The organism is Pseudomonas syringae pv. tagetis, assembly GCF_022557255.1.
Taxonomy (GTDB): domain Bacteria; phylum Pseudomonadota; class Gammaproteobacteria; order Pseudomonadales; family Pseudomonadaceae; genus Aquipseudomonas; species Aquipseudomonas caricapapayae.
Map to the genome: position 1 here is coordinate 5,663,956 of NZ_CP092923.1, position 23,452 is coordinate 5,687,407.

Consider the following 23,452-nt stretch of genomic DNA (forward strand, 5'->3'; position numbering starts at 1 on the left):
TCAGGTAACCGAGTCAGGAAGACATGAAGACATTACTGCGCCTGTTAAAAAGTTTCTGGTTCCTGGTCCCGATATTGTGGCTGATCAGCCTGGCTGTCTGCTGGTTTTTCGCCCCGAGGATCAGTTGGCTGCAAGGCTACACGCTCGAAGCGATGGCGATCATCAGCGCCTTCTACCTGCTGTTGATCGTGCTGCGCCAGTACCGGAGGATTCGCACTGAGCACAACCTCGAAAATCTGGTTCAGATCGAAGTTGACCGCTCGCTGAAGTCCACCGGCGAGTTCCGCGATCAGCAAGTGCTGCGCGACCGCCTCAAGCATGCCATTGCCATGCTGCGCACCGATCGCTCGGCTGGCGGTGGCGGCTCATCGGCGCTTTACGACCTGCCGTGGTATCTGGTGATCGGCATGTCGGCAGCCGGCAAGACCTCATTGCTGACGCGTTCCGGCCTGTCCGCCAGCATCGCCAGCAGTGCCAACGACACTGAAAGCGGGACCCAGCACTGCGATTGGTACTTCAGCCCTGAAGCCGTGATGATCGACACCGCTGGCCGCTACCTTCGTGACGATCAGTCCGCCAGCGAATTCGCAGCGTTCCTGCGCATGCTCAAAAAGCAGCGCAGCAAGGCCGCCGTCAATGGCCTGGTACTGGTGGTCAGCCTGCCGGAACTGTTGGCCGCCTCCGCCGCCGAGCGTAACGAAATGGGTGCGCGCCTGGTCACGCGGATCGAGGAGTACACCGATTGCCTGGACGCCAATCCGCCAATCTATCTGATGTTGACCAAGACTGACCAACTGCCCGGCTTCAACCAGGCCTTCGAAGGCATGGACCTGCACGAGCGTCAGCAGCCACTGGGTATGACGTTCGGTCTGACCGAGATCAACACCGACAGCCTGCGTGCGGTGCTTGATCGCAAACTGGCGAATCTTCAGGCGCATGTCAGCCGCCACGTCGATGCACAGATAATCGCGCTGGGTGCCGATGCCAACAGCGCCCTGCTGAACTTCCCCAGCTACTTTGCCGAGCTGTCGACGATACTCGAGCAGTTCCTGCAGCATTTCGCGCGCAGTAACGTCAACGGTACTCAGTTGTTACTGCGCGGCCTGTATTTCACCAGTGCCCTGCAAACCGACAAGCAACTCACGCCGGTGTATGAGGACGAGCTTTCAGAGTCGTTCGTTTTGCGGCCAGCGAGCGCACCCGATGCGCTGGAAGGAGATGAGAACCGGAAAATCAGTGATCGCAGTTACTTCATCACCGATACCTTCCGCCGCGTCATTTTCCCTGACCGTGATCTGACGCTGTACCAGTCGCGTCATGGCCGCGACAGATCGCTGGGGCCGATTGTCATCGCACTGGCGCTGTTCGCCGGGCTGGCATTCATCGGCTGGCAAGCCTTGTCGTTTCAAAAGAATCGCGAGTGGCTGGCCAATATCAGCCAACAGTTGACCGAACTGGAGCAGTCTCCGGACCGGGCACAACGTCTTGCCTCTGGCCAAGGCCTGGAGTTACTGCGTAATCAACTGGCGACCATCGAAAAATACCGCACCAAGGGCGTACCTCTTCAGCTCAGTGGGGGCCTGTACCGTGGCGACGATATCTATTTCGCCACCCAGACCGCCTACCTGCAGCAACTGCGAACCCAGGCACTCGAACCGATCACGCTGAAACTGCAATTGCAGATGCGTGAATTCAACGAGTTTGCCAAGACCATGGACCCGCAGTATGGCTTCGGGGCTGCACCCGCCGGTTCGGATACCAAAACCGGCAAGGCCCGCGCACAAGCGCGGAAACTGCTGGATCGTGGCACCCGCAACGTCGCCGCGGGCCGTCCGACCAGCCTGAGCAGCATCCCGCGCAGCACCGGTGAAGTTGCCAATCGTCTGACCGGCGCAGCGAGGGGCACAGCCAGCCAGACACGCAGCGAGGCCATTGCCGCGTTACGCAACCCGGCGACCGCAAACGACGCGGCCGAGTTGTCGGCCACCACAGGCGGCCTGTCGTTGTCAGAGGAAATGCTAGGGCGACTCGATGAACGGCAGGTAGCGTCCATCATCGAGTCATATAACGCTCTCAAGCTCTATCTGATTCTGACTCAGCCGACCACGCACCCGGAAACCGAGTTCGTCAATGCGGCGTTGCCGGTGGCCTGGGCGGACATTTCCAGCGAGGCTAATCCGATCAGCGACGACGTCATCGAAGACAACTCGCCGGTCTACGTACAACTGCTCAAGAACGGCGACGCTCCGGCCATGCCGCGCAACGAGCAGTTGATCGACGAGACCCGCAAGAGCCTGAAGTTTTTCATGATCTCCAGCTCGCTGGTGGACCGTGAATACCTGCGTCTGCAATTGGAGTCCAGCCGTCAGTTTCCGGCTATCGGCCTGAATGACCTGGTGCCAATGCCAGGTCGCCAACTGCTGTACGGTTCGGAAGCTGTACCTGCGATTTTCACCCGTCAGGGCTGGGAAGAGTTTGTGAAACCCGAACTGATCAAACTGGTGTCCGGCAACCTGCGGAACGAGTCGGACTGGGTCCTTGATGGCGAAGGCGGCGACAGCGTGGTGCAGAAAGCCAACTTCGTCCGCGAATTCATGGCTCGCTACAAACGTGACTACACGCAGGTCTGGTACACCATGATCGACAGCGTCGGTGTGCGCCGCTTCAGCGACATGGCCAACGCCACCCAGCAGTTGTCATTGCTCAGTGATGTACGCAATTCGCCGGTCAAGCTGCTGCTCGCCGCCGTCAACGACAACACGCAATGGGACGTCCCGGCAGTTCGCGAGGCGCAACAGACCGGGGTCAAGCGCGACGATGGCTTCTGGGGCAAGGTCACCGGCATCTTCGACAACAAGGAAGCGGCTGCCAGCGTACTGGCCTCACCGCTGCCTGCGGTTGATGACGGCAGTCTGGCCAAACGCTTCGAACCTGTATCACGGGTTTTCGCGGCGCAGAATGCCGAGGGTGCAGACAGCACCATCATGGATCGCTACCTCGCGGCGCTGCGCAAACTCAAGGTGCGCATGAATAACATCCAGCGCTCGCAGGATGTCGGCAAGAGCAGCAAGCAGTTGATCAGCGAAACCCTTGAAGGGCAGCCGAGCGAAGTCACCAACGTACGCAATTACGTTGAAACCACGGTCGATACCAGCCAGGGCGGGCTTTCCACCTCGCTGCAAAGCCTGTTCAGCCTGCCGATCCAGTTTGCCTGGGAAACCCTGCGCGATCCGGCAGGCGAACAGATCGCCAAAGCCTGGGCCAAACAGGTCGCCAAACCCTGGGAACAGGTCATGGCTCACCGTTACCCGATTGCTGCAGACAGTCGCAACGAGGCATCGGTGAAAGACCTGCAACGCTTCGTCGACCCGGAATCGGGCCTGCTGCCCAACTTCAAACGCAATGAAATCGGCAACCTGTCCGATGGCGAAGGTCTGGGCATGGGCAGCGGCGCCAAGGCTGCGCCGCTGGTCAATCCGAAAATGGTCAGCAACATCGACAAGGCCAGTTCGCTGGGCGAGGTCATCGCCAGCCTGTCAGACCGTGACAACGGTTTCGAGATCATGCTGGAGCCGTCGGCCTACTTCACCGACATCATCTTCACGCTGGATGGTCAGGAGCAGCACTACCGCAATGGCAAGACCAGCTGGAGCCGCTTCTCGTGGCCTGGCACCACCACAGCACCGGGCGCGCGCCTGGATGTGGTCACGCTGACCGGCGAGCGCATCACCGTGTTCGACTACACCGGTCGCTGGGGCCTGCTGCGCATGAACGACAGCGCACGCGTCGCCGACCTCGACGGCATACAGCAGCGTTTCAGCTGGAACACCGCCAAAGGGCCGGTCAGCCTGGTGGTGCGCAACTACGGCGGCGTTAAGCTGACGGACCTGGCGAACGTCAAGGCGCTGAGCGCGCTTAACGCAACGGATGGGCGGACCAAGTGAGGATGCGTATGCCGGATCTGGAGGACGGTCGATGATTGGCTGCTTCGGAAAAGTGCCCGCAAGCGCAGATTTCGTCAGCCTGCACGGTGCAAGCGACGATGTCTGCGAGTTCGACGCCTGGCTGCAAGGCGCACTCGCCGACATGCAGCAGCGCGAAGACTGGCGCACGCTGTTCGACCGCTTGCCCGTGTGCTTTTTCAGCTATCGGGCACGCAGCGGCAACTGGCTGGTGGGCGGTTTGATCAGCTCGCGGGACTCAAGCGCACGGCGTTACCCGTTCTTCATCTTTCAAACGGTGAAGTCCAGTGATGCCGGGCTGTTTGTAAACCCGTTCACCCTGAGCGAACTGTTCGCCGGGCAGATCAAACCGCTGCTGCACATGGCCGCACAGGGCGAAGGCACTTCGGTGCTGTTCGAACGCATCAGAGCCTTGCGCCCGCTGCAAGGTCAGGACTTCGAACTGTTCCGGCGCGTGCACGAGAAGTTTCTGGTGAACTTCACCCTGCGTGACATTGCGACTTCGCTGGAAAGCTCTTACCCGGAGTTCATCAGCAACGCCGTGCTGACCCGGCTGCAAGCGCTAGGTCGCCCGTCGTACAAGGCACCGGTCGGGATTTCCCTGCCGCTGCCTGCGGAACGCGGCCTGAAGAACCCGACGGCAGATCTGTGGGTCAACTGGCTGACGCGTATTGACCCGAACAAATCAGTGCCGCAGATCAGCATTCTGGCAGATGACTTCATGCGCCCGCGGCTGTTCTGCTTCCCGTCGCGCAACACTTCTGGCGTATACCGCGTGGTGACGGGCGTGGGCGAGCATTCGGAGAGTTATGACGTACTGGCACCTTTCGACGCATTCGATGAACACCACCGAGGCCATGTGTTTCCCGACATTGACCGCCCTCTTTATGACGTTATCGACCGCTTTGTCGATGTGCTGGATTTGAAGTCCGTATGAACAAGATCAAATACTACTTTCTGCGCTACCAGCCCTACGTTCTCGGGGTCTGCTTTTTCCTGGCGATCTTTATCATCTGGAGCATCGGCCGTGCCTTGGGCTTCAGCTCGATGAACAGCCTGCTGACGGGGATCGGCCTGTTTCTGCTGTTGTCGGCAGCCTATGTGCTGTTGCTTTACCGAGGCGTATCACAGCACCAGAACCTGGAAGGCCTGCTGCGTGACGACGCCGACCAGGCGGTGCTCAACGCCAGCCCGGCGGACCGTGAAGAAGTCAGCCTGCTGCGCGAGCGCCTGCTGCAAAGCCTCGAACGCCTGCAGAGCAACAAGCCGAACGGCAGCAACTCCAAGGACGCGCTTTATGCCCTGCCCTGGTATCTGGTGGTGGGTCAGCCCGCAGCGGGCAAAAGCACCATGCTGTATCAGTCGGGACTCAACTTCCCCTACGCCGAGCGCGAAGGCGCACGCGTCGCCGGGTTGGGCGGCACGCGCAATTGCGACTGGTTTTTCAGCTCGGAAGCCGTACTGCTGGACACTGCCGGTCGCTACATGAATGACCAGGAAGAAGCCGGCAAATGGCGGGCCTTCCTGCAATTGCTGCGTCAGCATCGCCAGCGCAGGCCGCTTAACGGTCTGATTGTCACGGTCAGCATTCATGACATCCTGCAATCCTCGGTCGAGGATCAGGAGCGCATTGCCAAGCGTCTTCGCGAGCGAATCCAGGAAACCCATGCGCTGCTGGAAGTGCGCCTGCCGGTGTATCTGGTGTTCACCAAGTGCGACCTGGTGCCGGGTTTTGTGCCGTTCTATCGCCAGCTTGACGAGGTGGCGCGTGGCGAAGTGATGGGCAAGACCTTCCCGCACAAGGGCTTCGAGCAAGCCGACTGGGGCCAGCGCTTTGGTGTAGCGATGACCGAACTGATCCATTACTGGAAAGAGGTGGCCAACCAGCAACTGGTGCTTCAGGACATCCAGATCACGCGTCAGGACACGGCGGTGTATCGCTTCCCACTGGAGCTGGAAGCACTGAAACCGCGTCTGCTGCTGTTCGTCGATGCCCTGCTGCGCGCCAATCCTTATCAGAGCGCCGAGATGCTGCGCGGCTTCTACTTCACCAGCGCACTGGATGCCGACCAGCCCGAGATGGGTGGGCACACGCGTCAGGTCACCGAGCGATTCCTGCTGGAAAGCGAGCAGGAAGCTGTCGACGGGAATGCGCAGCCTCACCCGCTGTTCATCAACAGCCTGTTCCGCAAAGTGATCATCCCCGACCAGCATCTGGTGGCGCTGTACACCACCAACCACCGCGAGCGTCGTCGCAAAGCTGCCTGGATCGGTGGCGCAAGCCTTGTGGCGTTGCTGCTGTGCAGTCTGTGGGGCTGGTCGTACTGGAACAACAAGGACAACATCCAGTCCATTTCTACCGAACTTGCCCAGGCCGCAGCCGATGACAGCAAAGCCACGGCGCAGTACACCGAGTGGCAAACGCTGGATCGCCTGCGCTTCTGGACATCGCTTTATTACGACCGTCACCACGATGAAGGCGTACCGCTGCGCCTGCGCCTGGGTCTCTATCGGGGCTATGACGTCGAACCGCTGCTGCGCACGCGCTACTTCAACCGTCTGGAAACGGTGATGCTCAAACCGACCGCAGACAACCTGACACGCTCGCTTTACCTGCTGACCACCATCAAGGTCTATCAACGTAATGCCAAGGACCTGATGCCGGTCACGGGCGTCGACAGCGTCGAGCCCAAGGCGCTGCCGCCGGACAACCGTGCACAGTCGATTGCCGCCTTCGGCAAGGCCACGCTGGACACTTACGTGATGCTGTCGCGAGCCCAGCGTGAAAAGGCCGAACCCGCCTTCCTGAAAGCGAAGATGCCTGATTACTGGTATCCGGCCATTGCCCGTCAGACCGGCAAAACCATCACCGCGAATGCCGAGGCAGGCTCCAGTCAGGATTACGAGTACGCCAGTCGACAGATCAATTTCTATAGCGATCAGATTCACGAACTGGACGTGCCACGCATTCTCGACAACGCCTTCCTGACCTCCAGTTCGCGTAACTACATCAATAGCCTGCTGACGCAGTCGTTGAAGGCTATCGAGACGATCACGCTCGAATCGGACACCCTGTTTGCCTTTGGTCGCGCCGATTTCCAGAGCCTGAAAACCGAAGGACAAAATCAGCTGAGTGCAATTGCCGGCAAGCTGTTGAGTACACCGAACATCGGCAAGATCGTGATTGCAGGTCACGCCGACCAGCTAGGCGACCCGCAAAGCAACATGCAGGTGTCCAAGCAGCGTGCGCAGACCATCAAGACCTATCTGGTCGGCAAAGGCGTGCCTGCCGAGCTGGTGGACGCAATCGGTGAAGGCAGCGAGAAACCCTTGGTCAAATGCGATATGCAGCAGCCGAGGGCTCAGTTGATTCAGTGCCTTGAGCCAAATCGGCGTGTGGAGATCGAAGTCCGCGCGCTTAATTGACCGCACATTAGCGAGCAAACCGAAGCCCGGGTTGTCCATATGAGACCTTGGCCGTGGCAAGAGAACCTTTCTTGATCGTTTCAGGAAGGTTAATCAAAAGGGCCGTGTTCTGTCCGCAGACGCCACGGCTTTAAATGAAGAAGGAGAAGCAGAAAATGGCATTTGACGCATACATCCAAATCGACGGCATCCCAGGCGAAGTTCTGGACGACAAGCACAAGGACTGGATCGAAGTGTTGGGCTACGAGTTCGGCGCTACCCAGGCCACCTCCGCTACCGCCAGCTCGTCGGGCGGTGCTTCGTCCGAGCGCGTTGCACTGAGCGACTTCAGCATCCGCAAATCTGTGGACAAGGCTTCCGCCAAGCTGTTCGAAGCGTGCTGCAAGGGCACTCACATTGCCAAGATCCAGTTGAACGTCAACCGTGCAGGCGGCGACAAGCTGACCTACCTGACCATCAACCTGGAAGAAGTGGTCGTGTCTTCCGTGAAGGCTGTAGCAGGCGGCAACCAGAAAGGCGAAGACAACGCCGTCAGCGATCTGCCGATTGAAGAAATCAGCTTCAACTTCGCTCGCATCAAGACCACCTACACCCAACAGAGCCGTTCCGATGGCCAGGGTGGCGGTAACGTCACTGGCGGCTGGGACCGCACTGCGAACAAAGTATTCGCATAAGTCCGTGACACCTCGGGTCGCGCAAGCGGCCCGTCTTCAACACCGTGTCTGCTCAGGCACGGTGTTCTTTTATCCCCTGATCAGAGTTGACTATGTCTGAATTTCTCAACGACCTTTCGCTTGCCGATCTGACGGCTCCCATCAACGGGGGAAGCGGCGAAGACATGAGCTTTTCCACCCTGTTCGATCAGGTCAAGGAAGCTCGTCGAGCAGACCCCGACTACCTCACCCAAGGTGACTGGCAAACCGATCTGAAGTCCTCGGACTGGGATCAGACCATCACGTTGGCCGCACAGGGCCTTGCCGAACAAAGCAAGGATCTGATGCTCGTTGCCTGGCTCAGCGAAGCCCTGGCGCACAAATACCACTTTGTCGGCATCACCTTCGGCCTGACTGTGGCCGAACGGATCCTGCAAAATTTCTGGGACGATCTGTACCCATCCTTAGAGGATGGCGTAGAGGAACGTGCCGCCCGCCTGGCTTGGCTGAAAACCACGCTGACCGAAGTCGTTGGCGGCCTGCCGATCACGCAGGGGCAGAACTTTGGCCTGTTGCGCTACGACGAGTCGCGCCACGTTGAAAACCTCGCGTTGCAAATCCCCAAGGCCATGCAGTCCGCTGTTGAAGAAGGCAAGATCAACGCCGAAATCTTCCAGCGCTCGGTGGTCCTGACCGACTCGGACCACTTGCGCCTCAAGGCCAGCGAAATCGCCGCCAGCCTGTACGCCTGCCAGCAACTCCAGGCCACTGCCGACACCCTGTTCGGCCGCGACGCACCGAGCCTCGTCACCCTCAGCGACATTCTGCAACGCGCCGGGCAACTGACCGAAAAGCTGCTCAAGGACCGAGGCATCGAACTGAGCCCCGCCCCCGCCGCTGCTCAGGACGGCCCCGAAACCGTCGTCGACCAACCCGCAGGTGCCGTAATGACCCAGGCCAGCCAGGACAGCGCGTCCGCACCACTGCGCACTACTCCTGCCACTCGCGATGAAGCCTTCACCATGCTCGCCGGTATTGCACAGTTCTTCAAAAACACCGAGCCGCAAAGCCCCGTCCCGTACCTCATCGAGCGCGCCATCAAGTGGGGCAACATGCCGCTGGAAGGCTGGCTGAACGACGTTATCAAGGACAGCAACGTCGTGGACAGCATTCGCGATGTGCTGGGTACGAAAGAGCCTAAGCAGTGAGTGAGGGCAGTTCGTAGGATCGTAAGCGCTCCATGAATCTCACATTCAAAGCCGCTGCTTGATCCCGGATGCTGTGCTCCCGATTTTTTTCTGGAGCCCGCCAACCATGATGCGTCCCGATGCAAAAGTCGAATAAGTGTATCTGTACCCCAAGCCCGTCGACTTCCGAAAATCCATCGACGGTCTGGCAGCCTTGGTCGAGTTGGACATCAAGGTCGCGGTGTTCGACCCCGTGCTTTTCGTCTTCCTCAACGAGCCACGCAACCGCGTGAAGATCTTGTACTGGGAGCGCAACGGCTTCTGCCTTTGGCTCAAGCGCCTGGAGTCTGAGCGTTTCAAAACATTGCCCGATGTGACCGACGAAGCAATTGTCCTGACTGTCCAGCAGCTCAATTGGATGCTCGACGGCTTTGACCTTTGGCGTAACCGTCCCATCAGGTTTTGACGCCGCGATTCGTGGCCTGATTCGGTATAATCCCGGGCATGAAATTCGTGCCCTACAAACCTCCTGATGATCCTGAATTGCTCAAGCAGATGCTGCGAAGATGCAGTCCAGGATGGGCGTGCTCGAAGAGCAAGTTGCACTACTAAGGCAGCGCCTTCTCGGTCGAAAATCAGAGCAGGCCGTCGATCCGGCAACGCCTCAAATGGCGTTGTTCAATGAAGTGGAGCACGAGGTCGAGTTGGCGTGCGAGACCACTGAAGAAGAGGTCGTCACACCCGCAAAGCGCCGTGGCAAGCGTAACCCATTGCCTGCCCGATCTACCGCGCATCGAAGTTATCCACGAAAAACATTTTTTGAAAGTCACTTGCGCCTTCAGTTAACTCAGAAAGTCGACCAAAAAGCTTTTCCATTACTGGTAGTGTTAGAGGTTGAAGGTCTAGGACTGAAACTTCTAAAAGTTTCAGCCTTAAAAGCTCCAGCTGAGGTGGATTCATATTTGGTCCTAGAAGCTAATCTACAGGAAATCCAGTGGGTCTTTCTATCGATGGATAAATAAACTTTTTTTGTTCATCCCAGTTTATCCCCGTATCTTTAAAAAACTTGAGCCTATCGAGGAGTTTTTTAGAGTCCCCGAAAACGCCACAAAATTCATGTGCATTGATGGTTTCAATATCGGTTTTGTCTGAAAGAGCAGTCTTGATCACTCGTCCACCAACGCTGGAATAGCTATCACTCAACTCTATAAGATTTGATGTATATACATTTTCTGAAACCCACTCAAAAGAAAGCATTTCTTTTATTATAGGTCTAGAGTTTTTTATAACCTCATTGTCGTTGAGAACTCTTACGAATATATTTTTTATGCGTTTCTCAGCTACAAAAATACAAAATAGTAACTTGCACTCGTTAAGGTCAACATCTTCCCAGCTGTCATTTGACCTAAATACATCAAAAAACTCGATCAGCCCATTTTTCCTCATTTGGGCTAATGTATATGTAACATCGTCGACCTTGACAACGAGTACTGAATCTTCTGACCACTTTATGCTTTTCAACATCCCGATGCTCCGGTTTTAAGTTTTGCACCTGCTGCTTTTGCACGATACTCATCTGCTGCAGTCAACTAATTGTTTCTGTTTGGGTTCTTCATTCCAACGGGTTCTGTCGGTTGGCGCGCATCGTCGTTGAGTCTGGCCTGCAAGCGACCAATCGATTGGCCCCATAGAGTTTGTCGTGCATATCTCATCATTTAAAGTTAGCAAGTGGCTGAGAGAAGATTGGCAACCACCTGCCCTATAGGTTTTTAAAGAGCCATGAAGCAACGCCATTTTCAAATATACCTCAGCGACTAAGTCATGAGATGAGATTATATCCAAAAAGTCATAATTTTCGAGGTGATAATTTAAAGCTTTAATGATCACAGCTACTTCCATGGTTTTTTCTGGCTAGATGCGTTCATTAAAACATCATTGAATTGCTGCTCATAATAAAGCAGTTGAAGCCCCTTGAAGGCAACAAATTCGCTATAGACCCCTTTGTCGTTTACAACTTCCGGATAATAATCCAAATAGCATATTGTTTCGGCGGCAATTACGTCGACGTCGTTGTTGACACACAAGCATAAATTGTCTTTAAGGGTAGCGCCGAACTGTATGCAGTCGATCAAATCGGCAACAGTAATTGGGCTGCCCCACACTTAAGCTTTTCATCAACATCCTCCTTTTAGTGACTTTCCAGTTTTACTATTAATTCTGTTCTGTTCTGTTCTGTTCTGTTCTGGCTTGGAACCTTATGTTGCGCTCTAGAAATAAATTCAAAATCTTTAAGACTTTCAGCATTACAATACCACTAATGGTTTGGATGGCTTCTATCACTGAGATCCCCTCTAGCACCAGGTTGAATATGCTCTGCCGCTTGTGGAGGAAGAGCTGTCTTTAGTTAGGGGTATAATGCTATAGTATATTCAAAGCATATGGCTGCTCACTAATTTTTCTAGCTCGCTAATACTTACGCCAAAAGAGAATTTTGTATTTGATATTTTTGTGGCTAGATCTAATACAACGGTAATTTCATTTGAGGTTACTTCATCTTCATCATAGAGCTCGTCAATCTCATAGTTCAATAAGTCTATATTCTGCAGGGCCATGTCTATGCATTTATGAAGCTTGAAAGTGTCGGAATCGATAAGAAATAATAAAAAATAATCTAATGCAATCATCAGGTTTTGTGCATAGCTACCTTCTTGCTCAGAAAACTCCTCGGTATCTGGTATGCTTTTATTTATAGTATGCTCAATTTTTATAATAGAACCTTTCTTTTCGGATAGCGAGGTTTTGAGCGCTTCCACAACTAAATCTTCAAGATTTTCTGAATAGCAACTATCAAAAGCTTTTATAAGACGTATTTGCCTATACAAATAGCTTGCTATCAGCAAGGATTTTTGTTGAGAATCAAGTTTTTCGATATAGGACGACACAGTGGCGTCCTCAAAAATCAAATTCCACTGCATGTGCTTCCTCCTAACCGTCTCCGACTTTTTTTACCAGTTGTATGTGTGTCAGCCTTAACGCCGTGCTCCTTCATTAAGTGTTCACAATCCAAACATACCCCTCTCGATGCATCTATATTGGTCGCGCCTTTACCTGCTTTTATTATAGTTTCCTCTGCATGGCCCTGCCCATTTACGACGTTAATCCCTTTACCTTGGGCCCACTCTCGTTGAATTTTAGGCACGGTCTTATCGCTTGATGCAATGAATAATCCCCCTTTGCTATCCATTCCCAAAGCAGTAGTCTTGAACTTTTGCACGGTAGGATCAAGCAAAGCGTGAGCTTAATTTACAAGGCCTAGTAATTCAGATAAGCCCCATGGATCAATCCAAGCTGCTGGATTATGTGCATACTGATATAAATTAAACCCACCTTCCAACCCAATCGGATCCTGCGTTATAAACCGCCCAATCTCCGGATCATAATACCGAAACGTGTTGTAATGCAGCCCCGTCTCGACATCAAAGTACTGCCCCTGAAACCGCAGGTTCTGTTCAACCTCGTTCACCACCAGCTTTTCAACCGCCCCCCAGGCTCGGTACTTGGCTTGCCAGACGATCTGCCCTTCGGTATCGGTCATTTCCAGCGGTGTACCGATCTGGTCGGTGTGGAAGTAGTAAACCTTGTTCTCGACTTCGCCTTCTTTCTCGTCAACACGGGCCAGTGGCGCATAGCTGCCGGGCTCGTAAAGGTACAGGCTGCTCTGGCCGGGGCTTTCTTCGCGCAGCATGCGCAGGCCTTGCCAGAGGAAGCGTTTGTGGTACTCCACCAATCGCAGGTATCTTCCACCCTGTGTTTGAGGGTGTCGAGATCGAATGTCGCAAGCGTGGCGGTGTCCGTAAAGAAAGAAAAAGACATCAGTATAGGACTTTTCGCAAGGCGTGGTTAGCATGTACAAGCGTCATATTCTTACGGTTCAGATGGGTGAGAGCATAGATTGTCGATTTGCGTAAAAGGGTAGCCATCGATGTTAAAGTTGCATTAACAAAAAATAAGTCTTGGTAGAAGCCATCCCTTTTCAGGCATCTCCAACCTTCACAGGCCATTTGCTGTGGGAGATAATCCCCCGAATACGCTGTAATAATGCCCGATGATGCGCCGGTCTTTGCTGTAATGAATCTCCAATTCACGACCAAGCATATCGACTACCCACTGTGTACACTATTTAAAGTCGTAACGGCAATCGAAGTGCTCACTATCGCTGATCCGGCATTCGACAACGTCCAGCCTTAACCATACGTCGATGAAGACCAGTTCAGTCAACTATCTAATTATATACTATTTATTCAAATAGCTCATACGCCTTTTCTTGTAGGGCTATTCCGATGTCTTCGTATCTTTGAGTTTCGCTTTCATTATAAAAGTCATCCGAGATGTTGAAGTTGATGTATATATCTACGAAGGCTAGTGCTATTTTTTTGGGTATAATGTCTTTCTCACTGTAATAGCTAATTATAAAGTCAATGGCTGAAAATAACTCGGCCACTTCTTCTTCAGAAACTTTAACCCTGGTTCGTATTTTTACTGGTATAGAATCTGCTCCCAGAAGTCTTGTAACGATCAGATCAACGGCAATTTCAGTGTTCATATTTATTACCTTAGCAAATAGTGATCTTACTTGATGGAACATGCCCTTCGACTAATATTTCTCTTGATGCTGCGGCATAATGAGCAGCAGGACCTTTCAGCCCCGCCGATGCAGCCTTATCAGGAGTGGAAATATCCACAATACTTTTGTTACCGTGACTGTCGCTTACTACATCATCAGTATCAAAACTTACAGTGGTTTGTCCCGCTCCTTTATATTTGTTTATAACTTCCATATCTGTTGTGGTAGAGACATACTGAGAACCTTTAAAGTTAGGTGCGCTACCGTTGCGAACATGGCCCGCGGGTGACATGCCTCTTCCGGGATTTTTAGCAGAGATACCGTCGCTTACAAGCTCGTCTGGTCTTAGGTTCCGGTATACCTTCACCCAGCCAATAGGATCTATCCAGCCTGTAGAGTTTGGAGCGTATATGTATAAATTAAACCCACCCAACAACCCAATCGGATCCTGCGTTATAAACCGCCCAATCTCCGGGTCATAATACCGAAACGTGTTGTAATGCAGCCCCGTCTCGACATCAAAATACTGCCCTTGAAACCGCAGGTTATGCTCGACCTCGTTCACCACCAGCTTCTCAACCGCACCCCACGCCCGATACTTGGCTTGCCAGACGATCAGCCCTTCGGCGTCGGTCATTTCCAGCGGTGTACCAATCTGGTCGGTGTGGAAGTAGTAAACCTTGTTCTCGACTTCGCCTTCTTTCTCATCCACACGGGCCAGCGGCGCATAGCTGCCGGGCTCGTAAAGGTACAGGCTGCTCTGGCCGGGGCTTTCTTCGCGCAGCATGCGCAAGCCTTGCCAGAGGAAGCGTTTGTGTTCGGTGCGGCCTTTGATCTCGGACTGTTTGGCGACTCTTCGGCCCAGGCTGTCGTATTGGTAGCTGCTGGTGCTTTCCACCTGCGTGTCGGCCATGGTCTCGGTCTTGACCAGGCGGTTTTCGCAGTCGTAGGTGAAGGTTTGCCAGCGCACAATGCCGACGACTTTTTCGATCAGGTTGCCCCAGGCGTCGTATTTGTACTCTTGGTTCGCCCATTGTTTGAGGCGGTTGTCTTTGACGTGGTCGAAGCGGCTGGTGTTGAAGTTGAGGCGGTTGGCCGCTGCGTCGTAGCGGAATTCTTCGCCGTCGACCACTCGACCTGTATTGCGCGCCAGCAACTGGCCGTTGGCTTCGTATTCGTACTGAGTTTCGCCGCGCAGTTTGTCGAGGGTGCGGCTCAGTTCACCGGCTGGGTCGTATTCGTAGCGGCGGTGAATCGGGTTGTAGGCGTGTTCGACGTAACGCTCTGGCTTTATGAGCGGGTTCTGAATCTGTGACAGCTTTTCAGCGGGCAGGGTTGTGGCGTACTGCCACGCCTTGCGGCCCATGCTGTCGTAGCCGAAGCAGCTAGTGAGTTTGCCCTGGGTGCGAAAGATCTCGCGGTGCAGGTCGTCGCGCTCCATGTCGCTGATCAGTTGGCCATCCAGATTCAACTGGTGCAGGTGACCGCTGCCGTAGTAGAGGTGGTTCAGGTGCTGGCCGGTAGGAAGCGTCAGCGTGGTCAGGTTGCTCAGTGGATCGTACTCGTAGGACAGTGCGCCTTGCGGCGTGGTCTCTGTGGTCAGTCGCCCTAGCAGGTCGTAGGCAAATTCCAGTTTTTCGGCGGTGACGCCCAGTTTTCTGCCGGTGTCCGTCGGTTTGCGCTCGATTGACAGCAGCCGGTCGCCGTCGTCGTAGGCATAGTCCTGACGCGCATCGTCGTTGAGTTTGGCCAGCAGCCGACCAATCGGGTCGCGCTCCAGATGGGTGCTGCGCCGTGGCTGTTCGCCTTTCTCGCCGTAGCCAATTTCTTCGACCTGTGTCAGGTGCCCGCCGAGGTTGTAGCTGAAACGGCGCGTCAGGTTGTCGATGCGTTTTTCTTCGACCAGGCGGTCCGCGTTGTCGTAGGCGAAGTTGTAGGTAGCGTTGTTTTCGTTGGTGAGGGCGACAAGACGAATGGCTTTGTCGTACTCGTAGGTGATGGTCTGCCCTTTGGCATCCTGTCGCCATTTGGGCAGGCCGCGGCCATTGCGCAGCAGCTGGGTGGTCTGGCCTTTGCCGTCGGTGTGGGTCAGGACCTGGCCCAGTTCGTTATAGGTAAAGGTCTCGCTGGTGCCATCCGGGTGATTGATGCGCAGCACTTCGCCGTCGGGCTTGCGTTCCAGCGTGGTGGTGTTGTTCAGGGCATCGGTGACGGCCACCAGATGGTGGCGCTCGTCATAGCGGTAATACGTGCTTTTGCCCGAACAATCCTGAAAGCGCTGCACTTGCGCCAGGGTGTTCCACCACAGGTATTTGGACTTGAGCGTCGGGTCGACGATGGTATGCGGCAGGCCGTCCTCGCCATTGAGGTATTCGGTCATGTGGCCCAGTGCGTCAATCTCGGCCACCAGATTACCCTTGGAGTCGTAGCGGGCCTTCCAGACGCTGCCGTCGGGGTAATCGACCTGAGTGATCAGCGTGGTCAGGTGGTGGTACTGATAACGAATGCTACGGCCCAGCGGATCGGTTTCCTTGAGCAGCCGAGCGAACTCGTCGTACTCGAAGGCCAGCTGATTGCCATCGGGCAGCGTCAGGCCGGTCATGTTGCCGGTGTCGTCGATCTCGATGACGTAGTGATCGCCGCTGTAGTCGCGGCTCGAGGTGACGCGATGATCCTTGTTGTAATGAATTTCCAGCTCGCGGCCCAGTAGGTCGGTGACCCAGGTGGTGCGGGCCTCGCGGTCGTAGCGGAAGTGGAAATGCTCGCCATCGCTGGTCTGGTGTTCGACGACACGCGGCTGGCCGTCGATGGTTTCCCAGCGGTACTCGCAGGTCAGGCCCAGTGCGTTGCTGTGGCGGGTCATGACGCCATCGGTATAACTGAAACGGCGCACTGAGTCGCCATTGTGTTGATGCAATAGAAAGGAGGCTGCGCTAGTGTTAGCAGCCTCTCTTCCAGATTAATTTTTTAAAGAGCTTTAGAGTTCCAAGATAGTCTGGATTTAGGCTCTATAGAAATATCAATGTTGCTTAGAGTTTTTTATTTTTTCAAGCTCAGACTTAAGAAAGCTAACATCTGATCTATCGAGCCCGGCGTCTATTTTTTTCCACCATTTATGAATGGCGCTTTTAAATAGCTCCACTCCTTCCTCAGTCAAATCAGACTCGCGAATTTCAAAATCCTTCTTAAGCTCTCCACTTTCGGTGAAAGGTGTAGTGCATATCAGATTCTCATCTTTCAAGAATTTTAAAAGCGCAGTCGACATCTGGATTATATTTTCTTTGTATTGTAGGTTTTTGTTCCTGCTGTATAAAAGAGGCACGCTGAATTTGACGAGATCCAACATTATTTTACCCTCAAAATACGTGAAGCGTCTGAAAGCTCAACGAGCTGTTTTGTTTTAGGAACTCTTACAAAAGTACCACCTATTTGCCGGATTTCGGACTCTTTTGCACAAGGTTTTTATCACCTTGGTACAAAGCCAGGACGGTATTGAAGTTGCCCATCTCAGTCAGGCTTTAAAGATCACTACTGTGGCGCTAGCGCTATCTCATCGTGAAAGTGCAAAGCCTCTAAAAAGCCAGAGTTACAAAATACTAGCAACAAGCTTTCTTACAAGCTTAACTTAGACTAATTATATTTTTGTAGTCTAAATGAATCTTATTGTTAGGGCAAAGGCTAGCAGCAAAAGCCAAATACCCTATCAAAAAAATAAATTCCCTACTGTATTTTTTAACACTCTCTGTAGCTAAATCAATATAAGTGATTTGAACCTAAGATCATATAGCAAAGGTTTATTTGCGCAGCATTAATCATTAAATCGTCAAGCCTGTTCGAAATAACTTTCCAAGAAATCGTTAAAATTTGCCCACTGAGGTCTCAATTTTCCTTGTTTGAAATCCAAGAGCTCATTTCCCAAAGATACGCTAAGTACCTCGCCAGTGTCTCTATTATAGAAATAGCCACTCTCGCCTTCGAAGCTATCTAGCGGAATATACTCCTGTGGGAGCTGCAATGTTTCATGTGTGCTCTTCAAATCTAGATCAAAATTGGTATTTTTGGAGAACCAGCATACCTGATATATTTCCTTTCCGTGCTGCATGAATGTTGGACCGTCTTCTACGTGTAAGTAGAACTGAGCGAAATCAGATGATAAGTCAATGCCCAGCTTCTTAAGCTCTACTTCATAATCTGCGCTTGCATCTTCATACCACCAGCCTTGTTGCTTAAAAAAGTCTATCAGTTTTTTAGATATCATAACTTTATCCGCAGTTTCCCGAAAGCTTAGGGCTCCCGGCTCTTCTATTAATTTCTGTTTGCGCACGTCCTTCCCAGTAAGCGCCGCGATCACCGTTGAATAGGTCTCTATTAACAGGGTTGATCGGATGCTGTGCAGGTAGATGAGGATGCAACGCGTTAGTATTACCAAATTTTTTATGTGTATCGGCAGATAACTCGAAGAGAGAGCCTAATCCATCTTGTTTAGAATGATGGAGATTAAGCTGAGAGTAACTGCCATTCTTAACAACAAATGGACTTCTCCCCTCAGATGCGAGATCCAAGTTTGTCTTGACTCCTTCCCTTGTATTGACAGGTAGGTCCCAGTCTATAACTTGCTGATAAACTGTATGTGTACTACCGGATGGAGCGGTAAATGAGGAGGGTGTAAAAAATCCCGTTAGTCCAAACGGATCAATCCATCCGTTGGTATTAGGGGCATACTGATAAAGATTAAACCCACCCAACAACCCAATCGGATCCTGCGTTATAAACCGCCCAATCTCCGGATCATAATACCGAAACGTGTTGTAATGCAGCCCCGTCTCGGCATCAAAGTACTGCCCCTGAAACCGCAGGTTCTGCTCAACCTCATTAACCACCAGCTTTTCAACCGCCCCCCAGGCCCGGTACTTCGCCTGCCAGACGATCTGCCCTTCGGCATCGGTCATTTCAAGCGGTGTACCAATCTGGTCGGTGTGGAAGTAGTAAACCTTGTTCTCGACTTCGCCTTCTTTCTCGTCAACACGAGCCAGCGGCGCATAGCTGCCGGGCTCGTAAAGGTACAGGCTGCTCTGGCCGGGGCTTTCCTCACGCAGCATCCGCAGGCCTTGCCAGAGGAAGCGTTTGTGGTCGGTGTGGCCTTTGATCTCGGACTGTTTGGCAACTCTTCGGCCCAGGCTGTCGTATTGGTAGCTGCTGGTGCTTTCCACCTGCGTGTCAGCCATGGTCTCGGTTTTGACCAGGCGGTTTTCGCAGTCGTAGGTGAAGGTTTGCCAGCGCACAATGCCGACGACTTTTTCGATCAGGTTGCCCCAGGCGTCGTATTTGTACTCTTGGTTCGCCCACTGCTTGAGGCGGTTGTCTTTGACGTGATCGAAGCGGCTGGTGTTGAAGTTGAGGCGGTTGGCCGCAGCGTCGTAGCGGAACTCTTCGCCATCGACTACCCGGCCTGTGTTGCGCACCAGCAATTGGCCGTTGGCTTCGTATTCGTACTGGGTTTCGCCGCGCAGCTTGTCGAGGGTGCGGCTTAGTTCGCCAGCCGGGTCGTATTCGTAGCGGCGGTGAATCGGGTTGTAGGCGTGTTCGACGTAACGCTCTGGCTTTATGAGCGGGTTCTGAATCTGTGACAGCTTTTCAGCGGGCAGGGTTGTGGCGTACTGCCACGCCTTGCGGCCCATGCTGTCGTAGCCGAAGCAGCTAGTGAGTTTGCCCTGGGTGCGAAAGATCTCGCGGTGCAGGTCGTCGCGCTCCATGTCGCTGATCAGTTGGCCGTCGAGGTTGAGCTGATGCAGGTGGCCGCTGCCGTAATACAGGTGGTTCAGATGCTGGCCGGTAGGCAAGGTCAGCGTGGTCAGGTTGCTCAGTGGGTCGTAGTCGCAGGCCAGCGCGCCTTGGGGTGTGGTCTCTGTGGTCAGTCGCCCCAGCAGGTCGTAGGTAAATTCCAGTTTTTCGGCGGTGACGCCCAGTTTTCTGCCGGTGTCCGTCGGTTTGCGCTCGATTGACAGCAGCCGGTCGCCGTCGTCGTAGGCATAGTCCTGACGCGCATCGTCGTTGAGTTTGGCCAGCAGCCGACCAATCGGGTCGCGCTCCAGATGGGTGCTGCGCCGTGGCTGTTCGCCTTTCTCGCCGTAACCAATCTCTTCAACCTGTGTCAGGTGCCCGCCGAGGTCGTAGCTGAAACGGCGGGTCAGGTTGTCGATGCGCTTTTCTTCGATCAGGCGGTCCGCGTTGTCGTAGGCGAAGTTGTAGGTAGCGTTGTTTTCGTTGGTGAGGGCGACAAGACGAATGGCTTTGTCGTACTCGTAGGTGATGGTCTGCCCTTTGGCATCCTGTCGCCATTTGGGCAGGCCGCGGCCATTGCGCAGCAGTTGGGTGGTCTGGCCTTTGCCGTCGGTGTGGGTCAGGACCTGGCCCAGTTCGTTATAGGTAAAGGTCTCGCTGGTGCCATCCGGGTGATTGATGCGCAGCACTTCGCCGTCGGGCTTGCGTTCCAGCGTGGTGGTGTTGTTCAGGGCATCGGTGACGGCCACCAGATGGTGGCGCTCGTCATAGCGGTAATACGTGCTTTTGCCCGAACAATCCTGAAAGCGCTGCACTTGCGCCAGGGTGTTCCACCACAGGTATTTGGACTTGAGCGTCGGGTCGACGATGGTATGCGGCAGGCCGTCCTCGCCATTGAGGTATTCGGTCATGTGGCCCAGTGCGTCAATCTCGGCCACCAGATTACCCTTGGAGTCGTAGCGGGCCTTCCAGACGCTGCCGTCGGGGTAATCGACCTGAGTGATCAGCGTGGTCAGGTGGTGGTACTGATAACGAATGCTACGGCCCAGCGGATCGGTTTCCTTGAGCAGCCGGGCGAACTCGTCGTACTCGAAGGCCAGCTGATTGCCATCGGGCAGCGTCAGGCCGGTCATGTTGCCGGTGTCGTCGATCTCGATGACGTAGTGATCGCCGCTGTAGTCGCGGCTCGAGGTGACGCGATGATCCTTGTTGTAATGAATTTCCAGCTCGCGGCCCAGTACGTCGGTGACCCAGGTGGTGCGGGCCTCGCGGTCGTAGCGGAAGTGGAAATGCTCACCATCGCTGGTCTGGTGTTCGACGACACGCGGTTGGCCGTCGATGGTTTCCCAGCGGTACTCGCAGGTCAGGCCCAGTGCGTTGCTGTGACGGGTCATGACGCCGTCGGTATAACTGAAACGGCGCACTGAATCGCCATTGCGGTTGAACACTTCAGACAGCTGTCCGTGGCTGTCGTAATGGTATTGAACGAGGGTTTCGACAGCCTCGTTGTCGACGATGCGTTTGACCGAACTCAGGCGCGTCGTCACTTCATCGTAATGCAGATGCACGCGTACACCGCCCGTGGCGCTGATGTCGGTCAGCGTCCCTTGCTCGGTACGGGTGAAATGCAGGAAGTGACCGAGTGCGTTTTCGATACGATCCAACGGAACCGGTTTGTTGTCGTCAGGCACTTCGCCGAAGTAGAAGAAGATGTTGTCCAGCGTCTGCAGCAGGTAGTGACCACCCTGCGTGCAGACCAGATAAACCTGTTCGTGAGGGTTGTAGATGCGCTGGCCGGGCGCTATGTCCACGAACGGAACGGTGCGGCCCTGGTTATCCGTAAGGTAGAGGAAGCTGCCGCGCTTGCGCAGGCTTTGCTCCCACGGCAGCACCCAGCCTTTGCCGAGTACGCTGTCGACATTCAGATTGCTGGCGTAAAAACGCGACCATTCGATGGGCATCAGGCCCGGCAGGCTGAAGTCGATCTCATCCGGGATCAGCTTGCGGCCAGTCGTGGTGTCGACCGGATTACCGCTCAGGCCGCCGATGGCACTGCGCATCACAGGCTCAACCACGTAGCGACTGCCCACTTCGCCGGCCACGAAACCTGCGGTGAACTTCATGGCGCAGGGCAGCACTGCTTTCATGCCTGCCTGTGTCCCTGCCTTGATTAGCTGGGCAATACCGCCCGCCGCACCGGCTACCGCCATCAATACATCGACGGTAGTGCGCAGCCAGCCCGGAATTTCGTCGTCCACTGGCAGATAGCGATACCTGCCGCCGCCGATGAATACGTTATTGGAGCCGCCGGAGATGGTCGCGCCACAGGTCAGCTTGTCGCCTTTGCGCGCCGCCGCCACGCTGTTGATGAAGACGTTGGTCGAGCCTTCGGCAATCTTGACCGGCCCCGGATGCTTGTCGCAGGCTCCGATGCTTTTTTCAACATGCGCCGCCTTGCGGTTGTTGATGTAGACATTGGGTGAGGCCGTGAGGATCGTGCCGGAGGGGGAGGAAAACATACTCCCTATGGCCTCTCCTGCGGCAGTGAGCAGGCTACCTCCGACGCCTGCTGCAAGTCCTGCCAGAAGAGCCACGCCGAACCCGCACGTGAAGGTCGCGATCGCTACGGTCGCAATAAGCGCAATACCGAGTACAGCCCCGATCAGGAAGCCCCCCAGGGCACCGGTATGTGATATTTCGTCACCAAACCGCGCGGCCTCGAACATGAGCGTTACTCCTGTTCGCTACTGTCGGCTGAAGGAATAGATGGCACGCGAGGCTGGAAACTGGCCAACAAATTTTCCCACCCCTGGGTCTGCTCGATACTGAAGTCCGTCTGGGAAGTCGTCGAGAACACAATCGCGCGTTCCGGCTCGATCAGAAACGCGGCCTGACGTTGATAGTAAGCACGCCCTTCGGTCATGTAGTACGCATCGATCTGGATACCTTCAAGAGGGGCCACAGTCGATAGCGAAACTGCTTTTCTGTTCAGCAACGTGTAACCGCGAAGCTTGGACGAAAGCATTTTGACCTGACGATCAACATAAGTTTTCAGCTGCTCGGAAGGCAGCAGTGTGTCTCTGGAGACCGTAATGCTCAATGGGGCGGGAAGCGTAGAGCCCATCACGAACATATTCACCGTGCGGTCCTGAAATCCTTCTGGCAGCTTGATACTGCCTTCGTGCAACTCGTAGTCCATGTGATAAGAATTCCTGAAATCAAAAAACAAACAATCACTGAGCGGCAAGACCGCCCAGCATGCTATCGAAGTCCGCCAGCCAAAGGCTGAGGTCTGGCTTGGTCGGATCGATCAGGCAAGAAATTTCCAGCCACTGCAGCACATCCTTTCCCGCGAGAGGAACAAGCGCACCTACCAGACGTGCGTGTTGTTCTGCGCTGCCCTCTTTAAAGTGGAAATCCAGTGCTTTCGCAGTACAGCCCACCAGGGTGCAGTCCCGCCGACGAATAATACGGAGTTGAGGGTCGCGCTCACGAAAGGTCTGCACGGAGCTTTCGAAAAGTGCTTCCAGCGCCTCGCCCTGTATTACGTCTCTGCGTTTGATAGACAACATGAGCGGCTCGCCTTTGTACTCAAGGGTAACCTGGACATCACGAAACAGGGCGCTTTCAGGAAAGGCCAGGTTGAAGCCACCAAAATTGAAACTGCTAGGCAGGTCCTGCAACGGCGTGATCGGTTCTGGCTCAGGCTCAGGGGCAGCTTCAACGACCGGGGCTTCCAGCGCCGCCTTGCGGGCTGCCTCCTCATCCGCAATACGTTTTGCGGAAATACGGTCGTAAAGACTTGTTCGTTCCATGCCC

15 protein-coding genes and 4 pseudogenes are annotated in these 23,452 nt (G+C 54.4%); 7 read left to right on the forward strand and 12 right to left on the reverse strand.

The genetic code is table 11. The features are described 5' to 3' along the window. The first annotated feature begins 23 nt into the window (after positions 1-23). From MME58_RS25365 to MME58_RS25395, 7 genes and pseudogenes are all read left to right on the forward strand, one after another. On the forward strand, positions 24-3,944 hold the full coding sequence (locus MME58_RS25365; RefSeq protein ID WP_054985216.1) for a type VI secretion protein IcmF/TssM N-terminal domain-containing protein: 3,921 nt from the start codon (positions 24-26) through the stop codon (positions 3,942-3,944). 31 nt (positions 3,945-3,975) lie between these two features. After that, positions 3,976-4,899: a type VI secretion system-associated protein TagF gene (tagF, locus tag MME58_RS25370; protein ID WP_054985217.1), complete on the forward strand. Its 924-nt coding sequence runs from the start codon at positions 3,976-3,978 to the stop codon at positions 4,897-4,899. Beyond that, positions 4,896-7,388, forward strand: coding sequence for a type VI secretion system membrane subunit TssM (gene tssM, locus MME58_RS25375; protein WP_055004819.1), 2,493 nt, complete (start codon positions 4,896-4,898; stop codon positions 7,386-7,388). The genes tagF and tssM overlap by 4 nt, the downstream gene beginning before the upstream one ends. 155 nt (positions 7,389-7,543) lie before the next feature. Beyond that, a complete protein-coding gene (locus MME58_RS25380; protein WP_002551414.1) occupies positions 7,544-8,062 on the forward strand; it encodes an Hcp family type VI secretion system effector in 519 nt (172 codons plus the stop codon). A 92-nt stretch (positions 8,063-8,154) separates the two neighbouring features. After that, on the forward strand, positions 8,155-9,249 hold the full coding sequence (gene tssA, locus MME58_RS25385; protein WP_055004818.1) for a type VI secretion system protein TssA: 1,095 nt from the start codon (positions 8,155-8,157) through the stop codon (positions 9,247-9,249). A 136-nt stretch (positions 9,250-9,385) separates the two neighbouring features. After that, a complete protein-coding gene (tnpB, locus tag MME58_RS25390) occupies positions 9,386-9,694 on the forward strand; it encodes an IS66 family insertion sequence element accessory protein TnpB (protein WP_233591011.1) in 309 nt (102 codons plus the stop codon). A gap of 38 nt (positions 9,695-9,732) precedes the next feature. Next, positions 9,733-10,065, forward strand: a pseudogene (locus MME58_RS25395) (transposase domain-containing protein); the annotation flags it as partial. A gap of 138 nt (positions 10,066-10,203) precedes the next feature. Here MME58_RS25395 and MME58_RS25400 read toward each other — a convergent pair. The 12 genes and pseudogenes from MME58_RS25400 to MME58_RS25450 all read right to left on the reverse strand — a co-directional run bounded on the left by MME58_RS25400 (position 10,204) and on the right by MME58_RS25450 (position 23,448). Continuing rightward, entirely contained in the window at positions 10,204-10,752 is a 549-nt protein-coding gene (locus tag MME58_RS25400) for a hypothetical protein (RefSeq protein WP_055004817.1), read from the reverse strand. A 48-nt stretch (positions 10,753-10,800) separates the two neighbouring features. Next, positions 10,801-11,127 (reverse strand): hypothetical protein, encoded by a 327-nt coding sequence (locus MME58_RS25405; protein ID WP_199727396.1) that lies wholly within the window; start codon positions 11,125-11,127, stop codon positions 10,801-10,803. A gap of 530 nt (positions 11,128-11,657) precedes the next feature. Beyond that, the gene (locus MME58_RS25410) at positions 11,658-12,203 is read right to left on the reverse strand and encodes a hypothetical protein (RefSeq protein WP_055004816.1); all 546 of its coding nucleotides are present in this window, start codon (positions 12,201-12,203) and stop codon (positions 11,658-11,660) included. A 347-nt stretch (positions 12,204-12,550) separates the two neighbouring features. Then, positions 12,551-13,003, reverse strand: a pseudogene (locus MME58_RS25415) (RHS repeat domain-containing protein); the annotation flags it as partial. Positions 13,004-13,044: 41 nt separating this feature from the next. Next, positions 13,045-13,101: pseudogene (locus MME58_RS27915) on the reverse strand (hypothetical protein); the annotation flags it as partial. A gap of 424 nt (positions 13,102-13,525) precedes the next feature. After that, entirely contained in the window at positions 13,526-13,831 is a 306-nt protein-coding gene (locus MME58_RS25420) for a hypothetical protein (RefSeq protein ID WP_055004815.1), read from the reverse strand. 388 nt (positions 13,832-14,219) lie between these two features. Beyond that, positions 14,220-16,769: pseudogene (locus MME58_RS25425) on the reverse strand (RHS repeat-associated core domain-containing protein); the annotation flags it as partial. 102 nt (positions 16,770-16,871) lie between these two features. Further along, positions 16,872-17,198, reverse strand: coding sequence for a hypothetical protein (locus tag MME58_RS25430; protein WP_055005645.1), 327 nt, complete (start codon positions 17,196-17,198; stop codon positions 16,872-16,874). Between the two features lie 477 nt (positions 17,199-17,675). Next, a complete protein-coding gene (locus MME58_RS25435) occupies positions 17,676-18,110 on the reverse strand; it encodes an SMI1/KNR4 family protein (protein WP_055005647.1) in 435 nt (144 codons plus the stop codon). 4 nt (positions 18,111-18,114) lie between these two features. Then, complete coding sequence (locus MME58_RS25440; RefSeq protein ID WP_241409110.1) at positions 18,115-22,359, reverse strand: RHS repeat-associated core domain-containing protein; 4,245 nt, start codon at positions 22,357-22,359, stop codon at positions 18,115-18,117. Positions 22,360-22,364: 5 nt separating this feature from the next. After that, positions 22,365-22,832, reverse strand: a complete 468-nt coding sequence (locus MME58_RS25445; RefSeq protein ID WP_054985234.1) for a DcrB-related protein — start codon at positions 22,830-22,832, stop codon at positions 22,365-22,367. 34 nt (positions 22,833-22,866) lie between these two features. Continuing rightward, positions 22,867-23,448 (reverse strand): DcrB-related protein, encoded by a 582-nt coding sequence (locus tag MME58_RS25450; RefSeq protein ID WP_055005682.1) that lies wholly within the window; start codon positions 23,446-23,448, stop codon positions 22,867-22,869. Positions 23,449-23,452 lie beyond the last annotated feature (4 nt).